The following is a 17,794-nucleotide window of genomic DNA, read 5'->3' as shown; positions in this document are numbered from 1 at the left end:
TCCCCCTGTGATCCACCGTGCTGTCGCTCGAAGGGAACCATTGCCATGCCTCGACCTCTGCGAATAGCGATCGTCGGCGCCGGCCCCGCCGGAATCTACGCCGCCGACGCGCTGCTGAAGTCCGAGGCCGCCGCCGAGCCCGGTGTGTCCATAGACCTCTTCGAGAGGATGCCCGCGCCCTTCGGCCTGATCCGCTACGGCGTGGCCCCGGACCACCCGCGGATCAAGGGCATCATCACGGCCCTTCACCAGGTGCTCGACAAGCCGCAGGTCCGCCTCTTCGGGAACGTCGACTACCCGAACGACATCGGCCTCGACGAGCTGCACTCCTTCTACGACGCCGTGATCTTCTCCACCGGCGCCACGGCGGACCGCGCCCTCACCATCCCGGGCGTCGAGCTCGACGGCTCCTACGGCGCCGCCGACTTCGTCTCCTGGTACGACGGCCACCCGGACGTCCCGCGCACCTGGCCGCTGGAGGCGGAGAAGGTCGCCGTGCTCGGCGTCGGCAACGTAGCCCTCGACGTCGCGCGCATCCTCGCCAAGACGGCCGACGAACTGCTGCCGACGGAGATCCCGCCGAACGTCTACGACGGCCTCAAGGCCAACAAGGCCCTCGAAGTGCACGTCTTCGGGCGCCGCGGCCCGGCCCAGGCCAAGTTCAGCCCCATGGAGCTGCGGGAGCTGGACCACTCGCCCAACATCGAGGTCATCGTCAACCCCGAGGACATCGACTACGACGAGGGCTCGATCACGACCCGCCGCTCCAACAAGCAGGCCGACATGGTCGCCAAGACCCTGGAGAACTGGGCGATCCGGGACATCGGTGACCGGCCGCACAAGCTGTTCCTGCACTTCTTCGAGTCGCCCACCGAGGTGCTCGGCGAGGACGGCAAGGTGGTCGGGCTGCGCACCGAGCGCACCGAGCTCGACGGCACCGGCAACGTCAAGGGCACGGGACAGTTCACCGACTGGGACGTCCAGTCCGTGTACCGGGCCGTCGGCTACCTCTCCGACGAGCTGCCCAAGCTCCCCTGGGACGTCGAGTCGGGCACGGTCCCGGACGAGGGCGGCCGCGTGATCGAGGCCGGCGGCCACCTGTCCTCGACGTACGTGACCGGGTGGATCCGGCGCGGTCCGATCGGCCTGATCGGCCACACCAAGGGCGACGCGAACGAGACCGTCGCGAACCTGCTGGCCGACCACGCGGACGGCCGTCTGCTCACCCCCGCCGCGCCCGCGCCGGAGGCCGTCGAGGCCTTCCTCGCCGAGCGCGGCGTCCGCTGGACGACGTGGGAAGGCTGGCACCGGCTGGACGCCGCCGAGAAGGCGCTCGGAGAGCCCCAGGGCCGCGAGCGCGTGAAGATCGTCGAGCGCGAGGACATGCTGAAGGCCAGCGGAGCCTAAGCGGCAATAGCGCGGACGAGGGGGCCGGGACCCGGACGGGGTCCCGGCCCCCTCGCGTACGCGGGTCGGTCCCGGACGCGGAGGTGCCGGCGACGAAAGCGTGCGGTTCTCGGAATGCGGGAAATGGCCGAAAAGTCATGCCGGTGGGCGCGACGGGTATGCCGCACGGGCCGCCGCGCTCCGTCCCGTCCCCGTACGACGGCCAGATCACGTCGCTCGTCCGGAGGACAAGGGCCACCCGGTGGAATGCCGCGCCGATCGGGGGAGTTCGCACCGACGCGAGACCTGATCCCGTATGCACTGGAGAGCTCATGAAGATCGGCATCATCGGCGCGGGCAACATCGGCGGCAACCTCACCCGCCGCCTCACGGCCCTCGGACACGACGTGTCCGTGGCGAACTCGCGCGGACCCGAGACCCTGACCGCCCTCGCCGAGGAGACCGGCGCCACCCCCGTCACCGTCGCCGAAGCGGCCCGCGGCGCCGAGATCGTCGTGGTCACCATCCCCTTCAAGAACGTGCCGGACCTGCCCTCCGGCCTCTTCGACGAGGCCGCCGACGGCTTCACCGTCATCGACACCGGCAACTACTACCCCCAGCAGCGCGACGGCCGGATCGCCGGCGTCGAGGACGAGGGCCTCACCGAGAGCCGCTGGACCGAGCGCGCGCTCGGCCACCCGGTGATCAAGGCCTTCAACGGCACCTACGCCCAGGACATCCTCGACCGGCACCGCCCGGCGGGCGACCCGGACCGGATCGCGCTGCCGGTCGCGGGCGACGACGAGGCGGGGAAGAAGGCCGTCCGCGCCCTCATCGAGGAACTCGGCTTCGACACCGTCGACGCCGGCGGCCTCGACGACTCCTGGCGCCAGCAGCCCGACACCCCCGTCTACGGGCTCCGGGAGGGTGTCGAAGGCGTCACCAAGGCCCTCGCCGAAGCCTCCCCGGAACGCAAGGCGGCCTTCCGCGGCTGACGGCCGCACGCCGGGCGCGGATCCGGCCGGCGGCGCCGCTCCCGCGGCCCGCACGGCCGGCGCCCGGCGGCCCGCATGGGGTTAACCTGGCTGTGGGCGTGGGGAGTTCCGGTGACCACCGCGGGCAGCGCCGCGCCCCCGGAGCCGAACCCAGGAGGACGGATGCTGGCCGAGTCTGTGACGGCGCTCGCCACGGCGGGGGCCACCGCGCTGATCGGAGCCATGGCCACCGACATGTGGCAGGGGGCCCGGGACGGGGCCGTCCGGCTCTTCGGGAGGGGCGGCGAGGCGCGCGGCCACGCGATCGGGGCGCAGCTCGACGACGACGCCGTCCTCGTCCTGCGCGCCGAACCGGGCGGCGGGGACGAGATCCGGGAGGAACTGCAGCCCGTGTGGCGCCGCAGGCTGCTCCTGCTGCTGGAGGAACACCCCGACTCCGAAAGCGAGTTGCGCGAGCTGGTCGCGCACGTGCAGAGCGGACTGCCGGCCGAGCACCGGGTATGGGTGCAGTCGAACACGGCCCGGGAGCACTCCACCCTCTTCGCCGTGCAGGGCGGCAACCTCCACTACCACCAGGCCACCGGAGGGCAGTTGCCGCCGCCCGACGACCGCAGCGGCACGGACGGGACCTCCTGACCCCCCTCTACCCGCTGTTCCCCTGGCTCCGCTCCAGCAGGCCCCGTACGAAGGCGGCCTGGCCCGCGTGCTGGAGATCGTCGCTCAGCACACTGACCAGGCGCACCCCCAGGGTGACCGGCGGGTCCCAGCGCTCGTCCACCACCCGGTCCAGGTCCGTGGCGGCGAGCTGCCGGACGAACCGCAGCGTCTGCTCGTGGACCGCGTCGTAGTACCCCAGCAGCAGCTCGCCGGAGTCGACCTCGACCGAGCCGGCCTGCCGGGCGGTGTGGCCGTAGCCGGTCGACCCGGCGGGCAGGGGGAGGGCGAACCGGGCCGCCCAGTCCTGTGTCCGCCAGACCTGTCCGAGATCCGCGGCGTCCGCCACGTGGTCGTCCTGGATCCGGGTGAGGTGCCAGACGAGCCAGGTGATCGAATTGGCCGCAGGGTCGACGCGGGCGTTGAGCCGCTCCGCGGGGAGCCCTTCGACGGCCTCGTGCACGATCTCCCGGATGCGTCCGAATCCGTCGGCGATGACGTCCGTAGCCTTCATGCACTCACCATGCGGGGCGGCGCGGCCCGCATGGTGAGTGCGACACGCGGGTCAGCGGGCGGCGTCGGCCTTCTCCGCCGCCACCGGCTCCTTCGAACCGGCCGGCGCTGCGGCCGGGGTCGCTGCGGCGGCCACGGTCGCGTGCCCGCCCCGAAGGCCGAACCGGCTGATGACGGCGACCAGGGCGAAGGCCGCGGCGCCGATCCCGAAGGTGAGGGTGAACCCGGACTCGGCGGGCAGCGCGGGGACGCCCGCGGGCAGGTGCTCGATGGTCTTGGACGCCAGGATGGTGGTCACGATGGCGCTGCCGATCGCGCTGCCCGTGGAGCGGGAGATCGAGTTGATGCCGTTGGCGATGCCGCTCTGGTGGTGCGGCACGCTGGACATGATCACGGCGGGCATGGCCGCGTAGCCGAAGCTGACGGCCGCGCCGACGACGAGGCCCGCGCCGATCACCGAGGCGCTGTGCTGGTGGTCCAGGGCGAGCCAGCCGAAGCCGGCGGCGCCGAGCGCGGCGGCCAGGCCCAGGGCCACGCGCGGGCCGCGGTGGCGGACCAGCTGGCCGCCGACGGGCGAGGCGAGCAGCGAGACGATCGCGCCGGGCAGCAGGAACTGCACGGAGGCGCGCAGGATCGACGCGTCGAAGCCGTAGCCGGTGAGCGCCTTCGGCATCTGGACGAGGTACGAGACGCCCAGGAAGTTCGCGAACATGCCGAAGCCGACGAGGATGCCGGCCAGGTTGGCCATCAGCACCGGGCGGTGGACGAACATCCGCATGTCGACGAGGGGCTCGCGGACCTTGCGCTCGACGAGCACCCAGACGGCCGTCATGACGGCGGCGCCGGCGAAGCTGCCCAGCGTACGGGCGGAGGCCCAGCCCCACTCGTGGCCCTGGGAGATCGGCAGCAGGAGCAGCAGCAGCGCGATGCCGAGGGTCAGCGCGCCGAGGAAGTCGGTGCGCCCGCCGGTCTTGTGGCGGGTCGCGGGGACCAGGAAGACGACCGCGAGCAGGGCGAGGGCCGCGAAGCCGGTCGCCATCCAGAAGGCGTTGCGGTAGTCCGCGCCGGACCCGGAGGTGAGCAGCCCGGTGGCGACGAGCGCCAGGCCGCTGCCGAACGCGAGCGTGCCGCTGACCAGTGCCATGGCGCCGGGCAGCTTCTGCGGCCGGACCTCCTCGCGCAGGACGGAGAGGGCCAGCGGGAAGATCGCGGTGGCGGCTCCCTGGAGCACCCGGCCCAGGATGAGCAGCGGGAGCGAGGTGGCCAGAGCGGCGATCACGGAGCCGGCGACCATGACGCCGAGTACGGCCACCAGGGTGGGCTTCTTGCCGTGCTGGTCGCCGAAGCGGCCGAGGAGCGGGGTGAAGACGGCCGCCGACAGCAGGGTGGCGGTGGTGACCCAGCTCACGTTGGCCGTCGACGTGCCCAGGTCGTTGCGGATGAGGCCGAGGATCGGGACCGGCAGGGTCTGCATCATCGACACGACCATGGCGGCGAGGCTCAGGGCGAAGACGATGACCGTCTCGTTCCGTCGTCCGGCGGCCGGGGCGGCGGCGGGGGAGGGGGTGCTCATGGCTGTCAGGACCTTCTTCGGGCTTCAGAGCTTCAGGGTGCAGATGTTTGATGTCATCAAGTAACTCCGTCGACGTTAGACCTCAATAGTTCAGGTGGTCAAGTAAACAATTGATAATGTCAAGCATCCTGAGTACGCTCCAGGTATGAGCGACACCGCCGCCTACGCCGCCCCCACCAAGCTCCAGCTGCTGGAACTGCTCGCCGCCATCGGCACCGCCCAGTGGCGCGATTTCGCCGCCGCCGCCTCCCGCTACGGCCTCACCTCCACCCAGGCCCGGGTGCTCGCCCAGCTCGACGGCCCCGTGCCGATGCGCGGCCTCGCCACGCTGCTGGTGTGCGACGCGTCGAACGTGACCGGCATCGTCGACCGTCTGGAGGCCCGTGAGCTGGTGCGCCGCGAGCCCGCCCCCACCGACCGCCGCGTCAAGAACGTGGTGGCCACCGACGCCGGCCGGGAGATCATCCGCCGGGTGCGGGAGGAGATGCAGGCGACGCACAGCGCGCTCGACACCCTCGACGAATCCGAGAGCGCGACGCTCTACGCCCTCCTGGAACGCCTGCGCCCCAGGATGGAGAAGAACGCCTGAGCGGCGCTCGGGTCCATATCGCGTCGACGTCGCGTGCGTCCGGAACTAGGGTCGACCTTCATGAGTTCCCTGCAGACGATCAACGACGTGCCCGTCCTGGTGTGCGAGGCCGAGGGCGAGACCATCGCGAGTGAACGCGAAGCCCTGGACTGCATCGGCGATGCCGGCTACCAGGGTGCCCAGTGGGTCGTGATCCCCTCCGAGCGGTTCGATGAGAAGTTCTTCCGGCTGAGCACCCGCGTCGCCGGTGAGATCATCCAGAAGTTCGTCCAGTACCGGGTGGGGATCGTCGTCCTCGGTGACATCACCCCCCACACGGCGGCCAGCCCGGCGCTCCGGGACTTCGTCCGCGAGTGCAATCGCGGACGCCAGACCTGGTTCCTCGCCGACCTCGGGGAACTGCGGGAGCGGCTGACCGGGCCCGCGGCATGAGCGGCCGTACGAGCGACCGTACGCGCGGCGGCGCCGAGCTCCGGATCCTGCGGGCGGCCGACCGCGGCGCCACCGTGTGGAAGAACGGCGGGGGAGTCACCCGCGAGATCGCGGTCCGGCCCGAGGGGGCGGGCATGGACGACTTCGTGTGGCGCGCGAGCCTCGCCGAGGTCGGCTCCGACGGCCCCTTCTCGGCCTTCCCCGGGATCGACCGCACCCTCACCCTCGCCGAGGGCGCGGGCATGGACCTCACCGTCGGGGGCGTACGCCGCCTCGTGGACGAGCGGTACGCGCCCCAGGACTTCGCCGGGGACGAGCCGACCGACTGCAGGCTCCTCGACGGCCCCGTCGTGAACTTCAACGTGATGTACCGCAGGGGCGCCGCGACGGTGGAGACCGCCGTCGTGCGCGGCCGGCTCACCCTCGTCGCCCCGCCGGACGAGACCTTGCTGGTGGTGGCCCTGGAGGGGGCGGCGGTGCTCGACGCGGACCGCCGCACCGTCGCGCTGGACCCGTACGACGCGGTCCTCGCGCAGGGCCCCTTCGCGGGCGTCGTGCGGACCTCCGGGCGCGCGGCCGTGGTGCGTTTCCGGTAGGCCGCTGCCCATGCCGAGCTCTCAGCGGACGCCCAGCTTCACCCACTTCGCCGTGCTGGGGACGCCCTTCGCGTTGAGCAGGAACAGCATGTAGTAACCGGGCGGCGCGTCGGCCGCGGTCGGCGGCGTCCGGAGCCCGATCGTGGTGCCGCGGACGCCGGTGAGCCGGAGCTCCAGGTGGCGCTGGCTGGTGTTCACCGAGTGGGTGACGGTCGTCGGTGCCAGCAGCACGGCGCGCGTGACCTCCTTCGGCGTCGAGCTCACCACCTCGAAGTCCTTGTCGTGGCCGAGCTCGCCAGCCGGTGCCCGGTCCAGGGCCGGCCCGGGACCCCGGTGCAGGTAGGCGGGCTCGTAGAGCTCGATGCTGCCGTCCATCCCGTCCCTGATGTCGGGGTCGTTGGCGATCTGCTGGAGCTCGTCCCCGGTGACCATCATGCGGCCGTCCGGCATGACCAGGGCGTTGGAGTGGTAGCCGCGGGGCAGCCGCTGGGCCGGGCCGAGCCGCCAGTGGCCGCCTGCGTCGCGCAGTTCGATCTGCCGGTACTTCAGGTCCGCCTTCGGGTTGAACGGGCCGTTGCCGTAGTCGCGGGTGTCGAGGGCGCCGTTGACGGTGAGCAGCGTGCCGTCCGGCAGGATCAGGGTGTCGTCCTGCGTGCGGCCGAAGGCCCGCGGCTCCTCGGTGCTCCAGCGGCCGCCGGAGAGCCGGTAGGTGTGCGGGTCGCGCGGGTCGCCGCCGAGCACCAGGACGGAGTCCGGACCGCGGAAACCTGCCGGCAGCGGCACGGCCGAGCCGTACCCCCGGAAGTCGGCGGGCCGCCGCGGCAGGTCCGTACGGACTTCCTTGAGCGGGTCGAACAGCCATTGCTGGTCGGCGTCGCGGCCCAGTCCGTAGATCATCCCGTCCCGCAGCGAGAAGAGGTGCGGATAGTCGTTGCGGAAGGGGGCGTCCGACCGCAGTCGCTGCGAGGCGACGTTCACCGGGATGTCGTACGGGCGCCAGGGCACGGGATGGCGCAGTGCCGGGAAGCGCTCCACCACCGGGGTGGGTGTGCCCGTCCCGCGCTCGGACTGGCCGGACATGATGATCTGGCGGCCGTCCGCCCCGGTGACGACCGAGGGGTACCAACGGCCCACGGACATGTCCTGGTTGCGGAACCAGGTCTCGGTCCACGGGTCGAACACGAAGGACAGCTTGGCGCCGCTGCCGCCCTTTCCGCCGACGTTGCCGCCGAAGACGCCGACCATCCCGTTGGGCAGGAAGGAGTGTCCGGCGCAGAAGAAGGGCGCCGGGCGCGGGGCGTAGGTGCCGTCGGGCATCAGCACCACGGGCGGTGCCACCTTCTTGAAGGCCCGCGCCCCGGTGCCCCTGGCCGGGTCCCAGAGGTAGGCGCGGCCCGCGTTCGTCCGGCCGACCGTGTTCGTGGGCCCGGTCTCCTTGGTGGGATCGGACTCCACGCGCTCGAAGGAGAAGAGCAGCACCTTGCCCGTGGGCAGCAGGGCCACGTGGACGCCGAAGTCGGGCGAGGGGAAGAACTCGGTGAACCGGCCGAACTCCGCCGCCGCGAAGCCCGCGTTGGTCGCGCGCTGGGACTCCTGGAGCCTGGCCAGGCTCGCCGTGCGCTTCGACTGCGGGTACCCCTGGGGGCCCTTGGCCGCCTCGCGCAGCCGCGCGTGCGCCCGGGCGTGGTCCTCGCCGATCACGGCGGCCTCGTCCGGCTTCGGCCTGGGTTCCGGCTTCGGTGCCGGGGCGGGCGCCGCCGCTGTGACGGTCAGGGCGGCGGCGATCACCCAAGCGGACACGAGGGCGGACCGGTGGACGCGGGACAGGGGGCTCCTCATTGCGCTGATATTAGGAGAAATAGGGTGAATCGCACCGAGGCGGCTCGGCGTGGAGCTGATCGGCCGTCCGATTTGTCGTGAATTAACGTTTCTTCGGTGAACTGCTGCGGCCATAGAGGTGAGCCCCCGTCCCCGCCGTCCGCCCGGAGCCCCCGCGGACCGCTATCCATTTCCACGTGATCAAGTCGCTCCGTACCGGATTCACCGCAGCCGTCGTGACCGCATCTCTCGTCACGCTCTCCCCCTCGGCCGGGGCCTCCGCCTCGGCTCCCGCCGTCAAGGCTCCCTCCGACCAGGTGACCGTGGACGTCGCCTCCGTCAACGGATCGGGCTGCCGTCCAGGCAGCGCCGCCGTCGCCGTCTCGCCGGACAACACGGCCTTCACCGTCACCTACAGCGAGTACCTGGCCCAGGCCGGCGGCGGCGTCCCCGCCGTCGAAGGCCGCAAGAACTGTCTCCTCTCCCTCGTCGTCCACGTCCCCCAGGGCTACACCTACGCCGTGGCCCAGGTCGACTACCGGGGCTTCGGCAGCCTGCAGGAGGGCGCGATCGGAACGCAGAAGGCCAGCTACTACTTCCAGGGCATGAGCCAGACCGCCCAGCGCACCCACAAGTTCAACGGCGCCTTCGACGACAACTGGCAGGCCACCGACACCACGGGCGTCCAGGCCCTGGTCTTCGCGCCCTGCGGCGAGCAGCGCAACTTCAACATCAACACCGAGCTGCGCGCCGAGGTCGGAACCTCCGATCCGTCGCAGACCAGCTTCATGGCGCTCGACTCGACCGACGGCAGCATCAACAGCATCTACCACTTCTCGTGGAAGCGGTGCCCGGTGCGCTGACCCCGAAGTGGCAGCCGCGGCCGCGCTCACCTCGGCCGCACCGGCCGGGGCCCGTCGGCGCGGGCCCCGGCCTCTCAGGCCGAGTCGCGCCGCACCAGCACCGTGTCGGTGATCACCGGGCCGACCGCGATCCCCGTGCCCCGGCCCGCGTCCAGCGTTTCCAGCAGCAGGCGCGCCATCAGCCGCCCCATGCCCTCGATGTCCTGGCGCACGGTCGTCAGCGGCGGATCGGCGCTCTCCGCGACCAGCTCGGCGTCGTCGAACCCGACCAGCGCCACATCCGCCGGAACGCTGTGGCCGCGCTCCCGCAGCACCCGCAGTGCGCCCGTCGCCATCAGGTCGTTCGCGGCGAACACGGCGTCGATGCCGGCCTGGCGGTCCAGCAGTTCGGCCATCGCGCGGGCCCCGCCCGCCACGGTGAAGTCTCCCTCGGCGACCAGCGCCGGATCGGCGTCCGGCAGCACGTCGCGGTAGCCGCTCAGCCGGTCGGCCGCCGATGTCTGGTCGAGCGGACCGGCGATGTGCGCGATCCGCTCGCGCCCCCGCGCCAGCAGGTACCGTACGGCCTCCCGGGCGCCCCCGCGGTTGTCCGCGTCCACGAACGTCACGCCGCCACCGGGCTCCCCGGGCCCGGAGATCCAGCCCGGCCTGCCGCCGTAGACCGTGGGCACGCCGACCCGGCGGGTGATGGCGGGCAGCGGATCGTCGGTGTGCAGTGAGAAGGCGAGCGCGCCGTCGACGTGGCCGCCCGCCAGATAGCGCTCGATCCGGTCGTAGTCGCCGCGGTCCTCCACCAACAGCAGTACCAACTGCGTGTCGTGCGCGGTCAGTTCCCTGCTGATGCCGCGCACCTGGCGGGAGAAGAAGGGATCGGAGAAGATCCGGATCTCCGGCTCGGGGATGATCACCGCCACGGCGCCGGTGCGCCGGGTGACCAGGGTGCGCGCCGCGGGGTTGGGCACGTAGCCCAGTTCCTGGATGGCCGCGCGGACCCGGTCCGCCAGGTGGGTGCGGACCCCGTCGCCGCCGTTGACCACGCGGGACGCGGTGGCCCGGGACACCCCGGCGCGTGCCGCCACCGCCTCCAGGGTCGGGCGGTCCCCGGGACGCTGTTCTGGCACGGGCGCTCCTCCTGGTGTTTGCGGGCCTGTCGCCTCGCTGATCAGCAGGGTAACCCGTGCCGCCGGGAACCAGGGCGGGCTCCCGGCGGCACGGGCCATTACCAGCCGACGCCGAGGGTCAGCCCGGTCGGCGGTTCGGAGTTGCCGAGGATCTGCACGGAGGACTGGTCGTTGACGTCGTCGTAGGGGAAGCCGTAGGCCCGCCGGTCCAGGCCGACGGTGTGGAAGAAGCCGGCGTAGTCGTTCTTCGCCGGGCCCGTGTAGTACGCCGCCGGCCGGTACCAGGCGGTGGTGTCGAGTGCGACGCCCCGGTTGAACGCGGCGCAGAACTCCGCGCCGAGTTGCTTCTCGGTGTCGTTGCCCGAGGCCATCGCGCCGGCGCAGGCCATGACGTCGGCCGAGGTGGGTTTGTGCAGGGTGAAGGAGCCCGCGCCGTTCTTGCCGAAGGTGAGGGTGGAACCCGTGACGCGTCCGGAAAGCGTCTCACCGAGACGGTTCAGGGTGAAGGGGTGGGTGGTGTAGTAGGCCCAGGCCTGGTCGATCGCGGCGGTGAGGTGGTTCTGCTGGGCGCCGCCGGGGAGGAAGAGGTCCGAGGACCGGGGCGCCACGATCCGGTAGGGCGTCCGCAGCGGTGTGAAGGCGGGGCCGACGGAGGCCGCGTACTGCTGCATCACCTCGGCGCGGGTGCGGGTGATGCCCTGGGTGGTGTCGTAGCCGCTGGAGCTCTGGCGCAGCCGCGAGGTGATCGGGAAGCCGAACTGGTCGACCTGGGTGGTGTTCCCGCCGAACGCGACCTGTCCGTGCACGTAGGTGTACTCGTACCAGTCGTAGTACACGTCGCTGTTGGGGTCGTTCGGGTTGCGCAGGTCCGGCCCGCCCCAGCCCTGGTCGTCGGGGGAGACGGGGATGTACACCGGGGAGCCGAGGGAGAGGTAGATCCGGCCCCCGCGGATCGCGGGCGGGGAGGGGACGGTGCCACCCACCTGCGCGAGGGTGAAGGACATGTCGGGGTAGTTCACGCCTCGTTTGACCAGGTGGCCGGGGGTCGTGGCATCGAGGTGGCTGATGTGGGCCATGGTGCCGTCGGGCTTCATGTACGACCACTGGCCCGGGGTCACCTGGCCGAGGACGGTGACGAAGATCTGTGAATCGGCGTACGTGCCACGGGTGTTGTTCACGAAGGTGATCGGGAAGCTGCCGGTACCGCCTCCGCCGCCACCTCCATCTCCGCCTCCGCCGACCGTGTGGGTGAAGTGGGGAGTGTCGTGGAGCGGGCCGCCCTTCTCGTAGGTGAACCAGTACTCGAGGGTGGACCCGGGAGCCAGGCCGCTGATGTTCTGCTGCCAGGTGCCGGCGCCGGCGGCCATCCGGACGTTCTGCTGGCCCAGGCCCCCGCCCGGCAGGTAGTGGACGTCCACCAGCGCGGCCGGGGTGGCCGGCGTGAACCAGATCCGTACGGCCCCGGAGCCCTCAGCGGTGACGCCCTGCGTGTAGTCGGCGGCGGCGGCCCGAGTCGTCGTCGGCGCGAACAGGAGGGACCCCGACAGGGTGAGCAGGGCGGCCAGCAGGATCAGCGGGATCAGACGTATCCGGCCCCGGTGGGGTGGTGCGTGGGTGGTCTTCATGGGTGCTCTCCTCGGTCCGGTCCTCAGTGGCCGAAGTCGAACCAGTTGACGTTCACGAAGTCGGCGCCCTGACCGCTGGTGAAGGTCAGGTAGACGTCGTGCGTGCCCGTGACGCCGCTGATGTTCGCCGGCACCGTGCGCCAGCTCTGCCAGCCACCGGTGTTCGCGACGGAGAAGCTGCCGATCGGAGCGCTGTTGCGGCTGTCGAGCCGTACCTCCACGAGACCGCTGACCCCGCCGGCCGCGCCCGAGGCGACGCGTCCGTAGAACTGCCGGGCGGCCGTCGGGCCGAAGCTGACGCCCTTGTAGAGGGCCCAGTCGCCGTTGCCGAGGGTGGTGAGGTCCTGGCCGCCGCCGGTGTCCGCGGTGGTCTCCTTCGCCACCCCCGCCTGGGAGTCGTACGACTCGGCCTGGGTCGCGGAGTACGCGTCGCGGCCGCCGGCCGGCGGGGTGGTGGGAGGCGTCGTCGGAGGAGTCGTGGGAGGTGTGGTGGGCGGGGTCGTGGGCGGGGTGGTGGTGCCGGCCGAACTGAGGACGGACACGTAGTCGACGACCATGGGATGGCCGGGCTCGGTACCCGCGTCGGGTCCGCCGCCGAAGGCCGCGGGGAACTCGCCGCCCATCGCGACGTTCAGGATGATGAAGTAGCCGTGGTTCGTGGCATTGGTCCAGGTGGTGGCGTCCACCTGATCGGCCCGTACCGTATGGAAGTTGATCCCGTCGACGTAGAAGCGCATCTGCTCGACCGCGGCCCCGCGGTCCCACTCCACGGCGTACGTGTGGAAGCCGCCCTGGCAGCTGGTGCCGGGGCAGACGCGCTGACCGCCGATGCCGGACTTCTCGTTGCAGGGGCCGCCCGGGCTGGTGCCGCAGTGCATGGTGGCCCAGACGTTGTTGATGCCCTGGACGTTCTCCAGGATGTCGAGCTCACCGACGCCGGGCCAGTTCCACCAGTTGCCCCGGTAGGGCGCGCCGAGCATCCAGAAGGCCGGCCAATAGCCCTTGGCCGCGGGGCCGGTGACGTTCGGCATCTGGATGCGGGCCTCGGTGCGCAGCGTGCCGCCCGCCGGGGGCTGGAAGTCCGAGCGCCTGGTCTCGACGCGGCCGGAGGTCCAGTTGCCGGCCGCGTCCCGCCGCGGGGTGATGCGCAGGTTGCCCGCCCCGTCGAGGGAGACGTTCGCCGGGTCGGCCGTCATCGTCTCGATCTCACCGGTGCCGAAGCCACCGGGCCCGCCGGGGTAGCTCGTACCGGTCGTGTACTGCCAGTCGGCGGTGTTCACGCCGGAGCCCGCGGCCCCGTCGAAGTCGTCCAGGAACACCTGTGACCAGCCTGCGGGGGTGGGGGGAGCGGCGGCGCCGGCGGGCAGGACGACCGCCGCCGAGGCGGCCGCGACCACTGCGATCGTGCTGAGCGCGGCCAGGACGGCCCGCCGGGCCGTAGGCCGTTTCCTGGCGGATATCTGACGCATGGGTGCCCTCTCTGAGGCGCCGTGAGGCGCGGTGCGGGGGGAAGAGCCGACGGAGCTCACCGGCTTGAGAGCGCTCTCAAGCGGCGCGCTGGACACTGTGCTCCCCGCCGGTTCGGGCGTCAAGACATTGAACCGGCAAAGGGCGTCAGGGCTGGGGGAGTTCAACCAGTGAACGCTGGGGGTCCGGGCGCTCGGGACGCTCGGGCGCTCGGGACGCGCGGGCGGTGGGGGCGGCGCGTCCGCGAAGTCCCGGCAGAACCGGCCGTGATGACGGCAGTCACCCGTAAGGCCCAACGCCCCGCACTCAGTCCGGCGGACCGAGGACCTCCGCCGCGCCGGGCAGGTCGTGGACGGAGGCGGCCTTCCCGGTGAGCGGCAGCAGCCCGGAGAGCGGGCAGAGCCCGGGCATCTCGTGGTCGACCTCCCACTCGCCGACGGCACTCCCGCGGCCCTTGCGGCCGTCGGTGGTGCACACGGCGTACAGGCGGCCGGCGCAACCCCGGCAGAGCAGGGCCTCGCGGCCGGTCACGGCCGGACCGCCGGTGACGGCCACGACCCGCACGGCGGCGCCGCGGCCGCGGGGGAGCGGCGCCGGCCGGGCCGGCCCAACGTGCCGGGTCCGCCGCGCGCTTGTAGCGTCGTTCGCGTCAGGAGTCCTGGTGACCCGACAGGACTCCGCCGGCCGGTGCGCGACCGCTGAGTACGCGGAACACGCCTCATGGGCGCGCCGGACCATCCGAGCGCAGCCCGCGCCGGCGCCGAGACGGCCCGCCCCTCGCGCCGCGGCAGGGTACACGCGCAGCCCCCGTACGAGAGGCCGTGCAGATGCCGAACGATGCCCCGATATCGAGTCTGCTCCGTGTCGAGAAGGGCCTGGCCGCACCCGAGGAACTGGCCGCGATCACGGTCGTGGTCGCCTGCTGCGCGAGCCGTACCGCCCGCGCCCGCGACGCGGTGAAGCGCGCCCGGAGGGAAACCGGCCGCCGGCGCCCAGCCCGGCTGCCCGTCGGCTGCTGGGCGGGCTGCTGGGCCTGCCGCTGATCCCCGTCCGCCGGCCGCGCGCACGGTCGGCGGACGGGAGGGTGAAGTGGTCACCTCCGCCGCAGCACCGTGGAGAGGACCTCGAGCAGGGTCGCCCGGGGATCGGCCACGGCGCCCTCCGAGCGCCAGGCCACGAATCCGTCCGGGCGCACGAGAACCGCGCCCCCGGCCTCCATCCCGTGGACCTCGGCCCAGTCGGCGCCCGTCTCCTGGATCAGGTCGGCGTCCGGTCCCGAGCCGATGGTGTAGGCGTCCAGCCGCGCGGGCAGCTGCTCGGCCACCTTCTCCGCTGCCTTCTGCCACGGCGTCCCCACGCCGCTGAGCAGCACGAACGAGCGCTCGTACAGGTCCAGCGTCGAGATCCGCTCCCGGCCCCTGGCCAGCCACATGTGCGGTGCCCGGGTGCCGGTGTCACCCATCAGGCGCAGCGCCTCGGGGATGACCGGGCGCTGCGGATCGCCGCCGATGAGCGCGCCGCGCGGGTAGCAGTAGCCCATCGCCGTGGTCAGGACCCCGCTGCCCGGTCCGCCGCCCATGGTGGGCGGCGGCGCGTACCCCGGGTGGCTGTGCTCCGCCGAACGGGCCGAGGCCCGTTCGCTCGTGGCCTTGGCCACCGGCAGCCGCTCCGCCTCGTAGGTGTCGAGGAGCCCGATGCCCGCCGACCCGTCCAGCACCGCGGCGATCTTCCACGCCAGGTTGTGCGCGTCCTGGATGCCGGTGTTCGAGCCGAAGGCTCCGGTCGGGGACATCTCGTGGGCCGCGTCCCCGGCCAGGAACACCCGGCCGGACGAATACCGCGTCGCCACCCGTTCGGCCGCGTGCCAGGGAGCCTTGCCGCCGATCTCCACATCCAGGTCGGGGACACCGATCGCGTTGCGGATCTGCTCCACGCACCGCTCGTCGGTGAAGTCCTCCAGCGTCTCGCCCCGATCGGGGTGCCAGGGCGCGTGGAAGACCCACTGCGTCGCGTTGTCCACCGGCAGCAGCGCCCCGTCCGCGCCTTCGCGCATCAGGTAGCAGACGATGAAGCGCAGATCGCCCAGCACCTCGGCGAGCCGCTCCGAGCGGAAGGTGACGCTCACGTTGTGGAACAGCTCGCCGTTGCCCGTCTGCGGAATCCGCAGCTGCTCCCGCACGGGGCTGCGCGGTCCGTCCGCGGCGATCACGAAGTCGGCGCGCACGGTGTGGTGCTCGCCCGTCCGGTGGTCCTTCACCACCGCGCTCACCCCCGTCGCGTCCTGGTCGAAGGTCATCAGCTCCGAGGAGAACCGGATCTCGGCGCCCTGCGCGCGGCTCTGCGCCGCCAGCACCGGCTCGATGTTGTTCTGGCTGCACAGGCACCAGCCGGTCGGGCTGAACTTGCGCAGTGCCCCCGACGGGTCGACGGACTTGACCAGCCACGTGTGGTCGCCGCCGATCAGCGACCGGGCCTGCAGAATGCCCTGAACGCCCTCCAGCGCGGACGCCGCCCGGCGGATCGCCGGTTCCGCCCCCGCCGTACGGAAGAGCTCCATGGTCCGGGCGTTGATCCCGCGGCCGCGCGGGTGCGCGGAGGTGTCGGAGTGCTTCTCGACCAGAAGGTGCCTCACTCCGTGGCGGCTCAGGAAAAGCGAGGCGGACAGGCCCACGAGGGAGCCGCCCACGACGAGAACCGGTACGCGAACATCGGCGTTGTCTTCCATCAGCTGCGGGCTCCTGTTTTCTGTGTGGGGGAGTGCACTCTTTATGCCCCCGATCCTCGATCAGGCCCGGTTGATTCGCCCCTTGTCACCCGCTTGATCCGGACATGTAGCGGTACGTCCCCACCCGGATGACGATGAGCGACAGCGGCTCCCCCTGAGATGCGCCGGCCTGCCGTTCCCGACCGAGACGGCCGCCGGCCCGGGCGGACGCCACCGGTGACGGACGAGGGGTCCGTACGCGATGGATCTCCACCCCCTCATGAAGGAGTGAGTAGATGACAACCACCCAGTCCGATCGGGTGTCGCAGTCAGCCTTCGACGGCTCCATGATCCGGGTCGTCCTTTTGATGGACCTCCACGAGGGGACCCAGCAGCGGTTCTTCGAGGCGTACGAAAAGCTCCGCAGCGACATCGCGTCGGTCCCGGGCCACATCAGCGACCAGCTGTGCCAGTCCTTCGAGAACCCCTCGCAGTGGCTCATCACCAGCGAGTGGGAGAGCGCGACGCAGTACCTCGCATGGGTCAACAGCGAGCACCACGCCGAGCAGGTCAAGCCGCTCGGTGCCTGCGCCCGCGCCATGCGACCGCTCAAGTTCACCGTCCTGCGCGAGACCGGCCGCGGCTACGACCAGGCCTCCCGCCCGGCGACCGCCCGGCTGCAGCCGGTGCCCCGCCTCGGCGCCGGCATCGTCCGCCACGCCCTCACCTTCACCGTCAAGCCGGGCAGTGTGAAGGAGGTCGCCTCCATCCTGTCCAGCTACGCCTCCCCGGCCGCCCGCGTCGACGACCACACGCGGCTCTGCCGCACGTCCCTCTTCATGCACGGCAACCGCGTCGTCCGTACGGTCGAGGTCAAGGGCGACCTGATGGCGGCCCTGCGGCACGTCTCCGAGCAGCCCGAGGTGCGCGCCGTCGAAGAGGCCATCAACCCCTACCTGGAGCAGGACCGGAACCTGAACGACCCCGAGTCCGCCCGGATGTTCTTCATGCGGGCCGCGCTCCCCGCCGTCCACCACATCGAGGCCGGGGAACCGGACGCCGCCGACGTCACGCGCCACGCGCTGTTCTACCCGGCCAAGCCCGGCTGCGGACAAGTACTTGCCCGCTTCCTCGCCCTCCAGGACGAGGCCGCCGCGAACCTGGCGGACAGCCCCGTACGGAGCAGCAGCATCTTCCAGCGCGACGACATCGTGGTCCGCCTCATCGACGTGCGCGGCCCGCTCGACGCCGATCCCGAGGCCGTCCTCGGGGTGCGCGGCGCGCGCAAGGCCGCCGTACTGGACCGCCTGACGGTCCCCGCCGGCAAGCGGACCCGCGCCGCTCGCCACACCATGAACCTGATCACCGACCGCCGGGCGCCCGCGCAGTCCTGACCCTCGCCCCGCCCACCCATCCCGCCCATCCCCGCCCCCACCCCAGCCCGTTCAGGCTCCCCAT

At 72.0% G+C, this 17,794-nt stretch carries 17 protein-coding genes; 9 read left to right on the top strand and 8 right to left on the bottom strand.

All coding sequences use genetic code 11. The features are described 5' to 3' along the window. The first annotated feature begins 45 nt into the window (after nucleotides 1-45). The 3 genes from OG429_RS05285 (at nucleotide 46) to OG429_RS05275 (ending at nucleotide 3,017) form a co-directional block, all read left to right on the top strand. Nucleotides 46-1,407 (top strand): FAD-dependent oxidoreductase, encoded by a 1,362-nt coding sequence (locus OG429_RS05285; RefSeq protein ID WP_328924114.1) that lies wholly within the window; start codon nucleotides 46-48, stop codon nucleotides 1,405-1,407. Between the two features lie 311 nt (nucleotides 1,408-1,718). Next, nucleotides 1,719-2,381 (top strand): NADPH-dependent F420 reductase, encoded by a 663-nt coding sequence (locus OG429_RS05280; RefSeq protein WP_328924113.1) that lies wholly within the window; start codon nucleotides 1,719-1,721, stop codon nucleotides 2,379-2,381. Nucleotides 2,382-2,543: 162 nt separating this feature from the next. After that, entirely contained in the window at nucleotides 2,544-3,017 is a 474-nt protein-coding gene (locus tag OG429_RS05275) for a hypothetical protein (RefSeq protein ID WP_328924112.1), read from the top strand. 7 nt (nucleotides 3,018-3,024) lie between these two features. Here the strand turns inward: OG429_RS05275 and OG429_RS05270 are convergent, their stop codons facing one another. Then, nucleotides 3,025-3,549 (bottom strand): mycothiol transferase, encoded by a 525-nt coding sequence (locus tag OG429_RS05270; protein ID WP_328924111.1) that lies wholly within the window; start codon nucleotides 3,547-3,549, stop codon nucleotides 3,025-3,027. A gap of 51 nt (nucleotides 3,550-3,600) precedes the next feature. Continuing rightward, on the bottom strand, nucleotides 3,601-5,121 hold the full coding sequence (locus OG429_RS05265; protein WP_328924110.1) for an MFS transporter: 1,521 nt from the start codon (nucleotides 5,119-5,121) through the stop codon (nucleotides 3,601-3,603). A gap of 145 nt (nucleotides 5,122-5,266) precedes the next feature. Between OG429_RS05265 and OG429_RS05260 the strand changes: the two genes are divergently transcribed. Genes OG429_RS05260 through OG429_RS05250 form a run of 3 tightly spaced genes read left to right on the top strand, consistent with a single transcriptional unit; the run spans nucleotide 5,267 to nucleotide 6,738 of the window. After that, nucleotides 5,267-5,710 carry a MarR family winged helix-turn-helix transcriptional regulator gene (locus OG429_RS05260; protein WP_328924109.1) on the top strand — a complete coding sequence of 148 codons (444 nt, stop codon included), beginning with the start codon at nucleotides 5,267-5,269 and terminating at the stop codon, nucleotides 5,708-5,710. A 60-nt stretch (nucleotides 5,711-5,770) separates the two neighbouring features. Beyond that, the gene (locus OG429_RS05255) at nucleotides 5,771-6,142 is read left to right on the top strand and encodes a DUF4180 domain-containing protein (protein ID WP_328924108.1); all 372 of its coding nucleotides are present in this window, start codon (nucleotides 5,771-5,773) and stop codon (nucleotides 6,140-6,142) included. Further along, nucleotides 6,139-6,738: a HutD/Ves family protein gene (locus tag OG429_RS05250; protein ID WP_328924107.1), complete on the top strand. Its 600-nt coding sequence runs from the start codon at nucleotides 6,139-6,141 to the stop codon at nucleotides 6,736-6,738. The genes OG429_RS05255 and OG429_RS05250 overlap by 4 nt, the downstream gene beginning before the upstream one ends. 21 nt (nucleotides 6,739-6,759) lie before the next feature. Here the strand turns inward: OG429_RS05250 and OG429_RS05245 are convergent, their stop codons facing one another. Further along, complete coding sequence (locus tag OG429_RS05245) at nucleotides 6,760-8,577, bottom strand: glyoxal oxidase (RefSeq protein WP_328924106.1); 1,818 nt, start codon at nucleotides 8,575-8,577, stop codon at nucleotides 6,760-6,762. 176 nt (nucleotides 8,578-8,753) lie between these two features. On the opposite strand from OG429_RS05245, the gene OG429_RS05240 reads away from it, so the two are divergent. Further along, nucleotides 8,754-9,419, top strand: coding sequence for a DUF4360 domain-containing protein (locus tag OG429_RS05240; RefSeq protein ID WP_328924105.1), 666 nt, complete (start codon nucleotides 8,754-8,756; stop codon nucleotides 9,417-9,419). Between the two features lie 74 nt (nucleotides 9,420-9,493). Here OG429_RS05240 and OG429_RS05235 read toward each other — a convergent pair whose 3' ends face one another. From OG429_RS05235 to OG429_RS05220, 4 genes are all read right to left on the bottom strand, one after another. Further along, nucleotides 9,494-10,540: a LacI family DNA-binding transcriptional regulator gene (locus OG429_RS05235; protein ID WP_328924104.1), complete on the bottom strand. Its 1,047-nt coding sequence runs from the start codon at nucleotides 10,538-10,540 to the stop codon at nucleotides 9,494-9,496. A gap of 98 nt (nucleotides 10,541-10,638) precedes the next feature. After that, complete coding sequence (locus OG429_RS05230) at nucleotides 10,639-12,165, bottom strand: glycoside hydrolase family 64 protein (RefSeq protein WP_328924103.1); 1,527 nt, start codon at nucleotides 12,163-12,165, stop codon at nucleotides 10,639-10,641. 23 nt (nucleotides 12,166-12,188) lie between these two features. Beyond that, a complete protein-coding gene (locus OG429_RS05225; protein ID WP_328924102.1) occupies nucleotides 12,189-13,634 on the bottom strand; it encodes a glycoside hydrolase family 16 protein in 1,446 nt (481 codons plus the stop codon). A gap of 304 nt (nucleotides 13,635-13,938) precedes the next feature. After that, nucleotides 13,939-14,196: a hypothetical protein gene (locus OG429_RS05220; RefSeq protein ID WP_328924101.1), complete on the bottom strand. Its 258-nt coding sequence runs from the start codon at nucleotides 14,194-14,196 to the stop codon at nucleotides 13,939-13,941. A gap of 263 nt (nucleotides 14,197-14,459) precedes the next feature. Here OG429_RS05220 and OG429_RS05215 point away from each other — a divergent pair, with 263 nt between their 5' ends. Next, nucleotides 14,460-14,675 (top strand): acyl-CoA carboxylase subunit epsilon, encoded by a 216-nt coding sequence (locus tag OG429_RS05215; protein ID WP_328924100.1) that lies wholly within the window; start codon nucleotides 14,460-14,462, stop codon nucleotides 14,673-14,675. A gap of 50 nt (nucleotides 14,676-14,725) precedes the next feature. Here OG429_RS05215 and OG429_RS05210 read toward each other — a convergent pair whose 3' ends face one another. Continuing rightward, the gene (locus OG429_RS05210; protein WP_328924099.1) at nucleotides 14,726-16,357 is read right to left on the bottom strand and encodes an FAD-dependent oxidoreductase; all 1,632 of its coding nucleotides are present in this window, start codon (nucleotides 16,355-16,357) and stop codon (nucleotides 14,726-14,728) included. Between the two features lie 275 nt (nucleotides 16,358-16,632). Between OG429_RS05210 and OG429_RS05205 the strand changes: the two genes are divergently transcribed. After that, nucleotides 16,633-17,730: a SchA/CurD-like domain-containing protein gene (locus OG429_RS05205; protein ID WP_328924098.1), complete on the top strand. Its 1,098-nt coding sequence runs from the start codon at nucleotides 16,633-16,635 to the stop codon at nucleotides 17,728-17,730. Nucleotides 17,731-17,794 lie beyond the last annotated feature (64 nt).

Source organism: Streptomyces sp. NBC_00190, from assembly GCF_036203305.1.
Taxonomy (GTDB): Bacteria; Actinomycetota; Actinomycetes; order Streptomycetales; family Streptomycetaceae; genus Streptomyces.
This window is presented reverse-complemented; position numbering and strand designations above follow the sequence as displayed.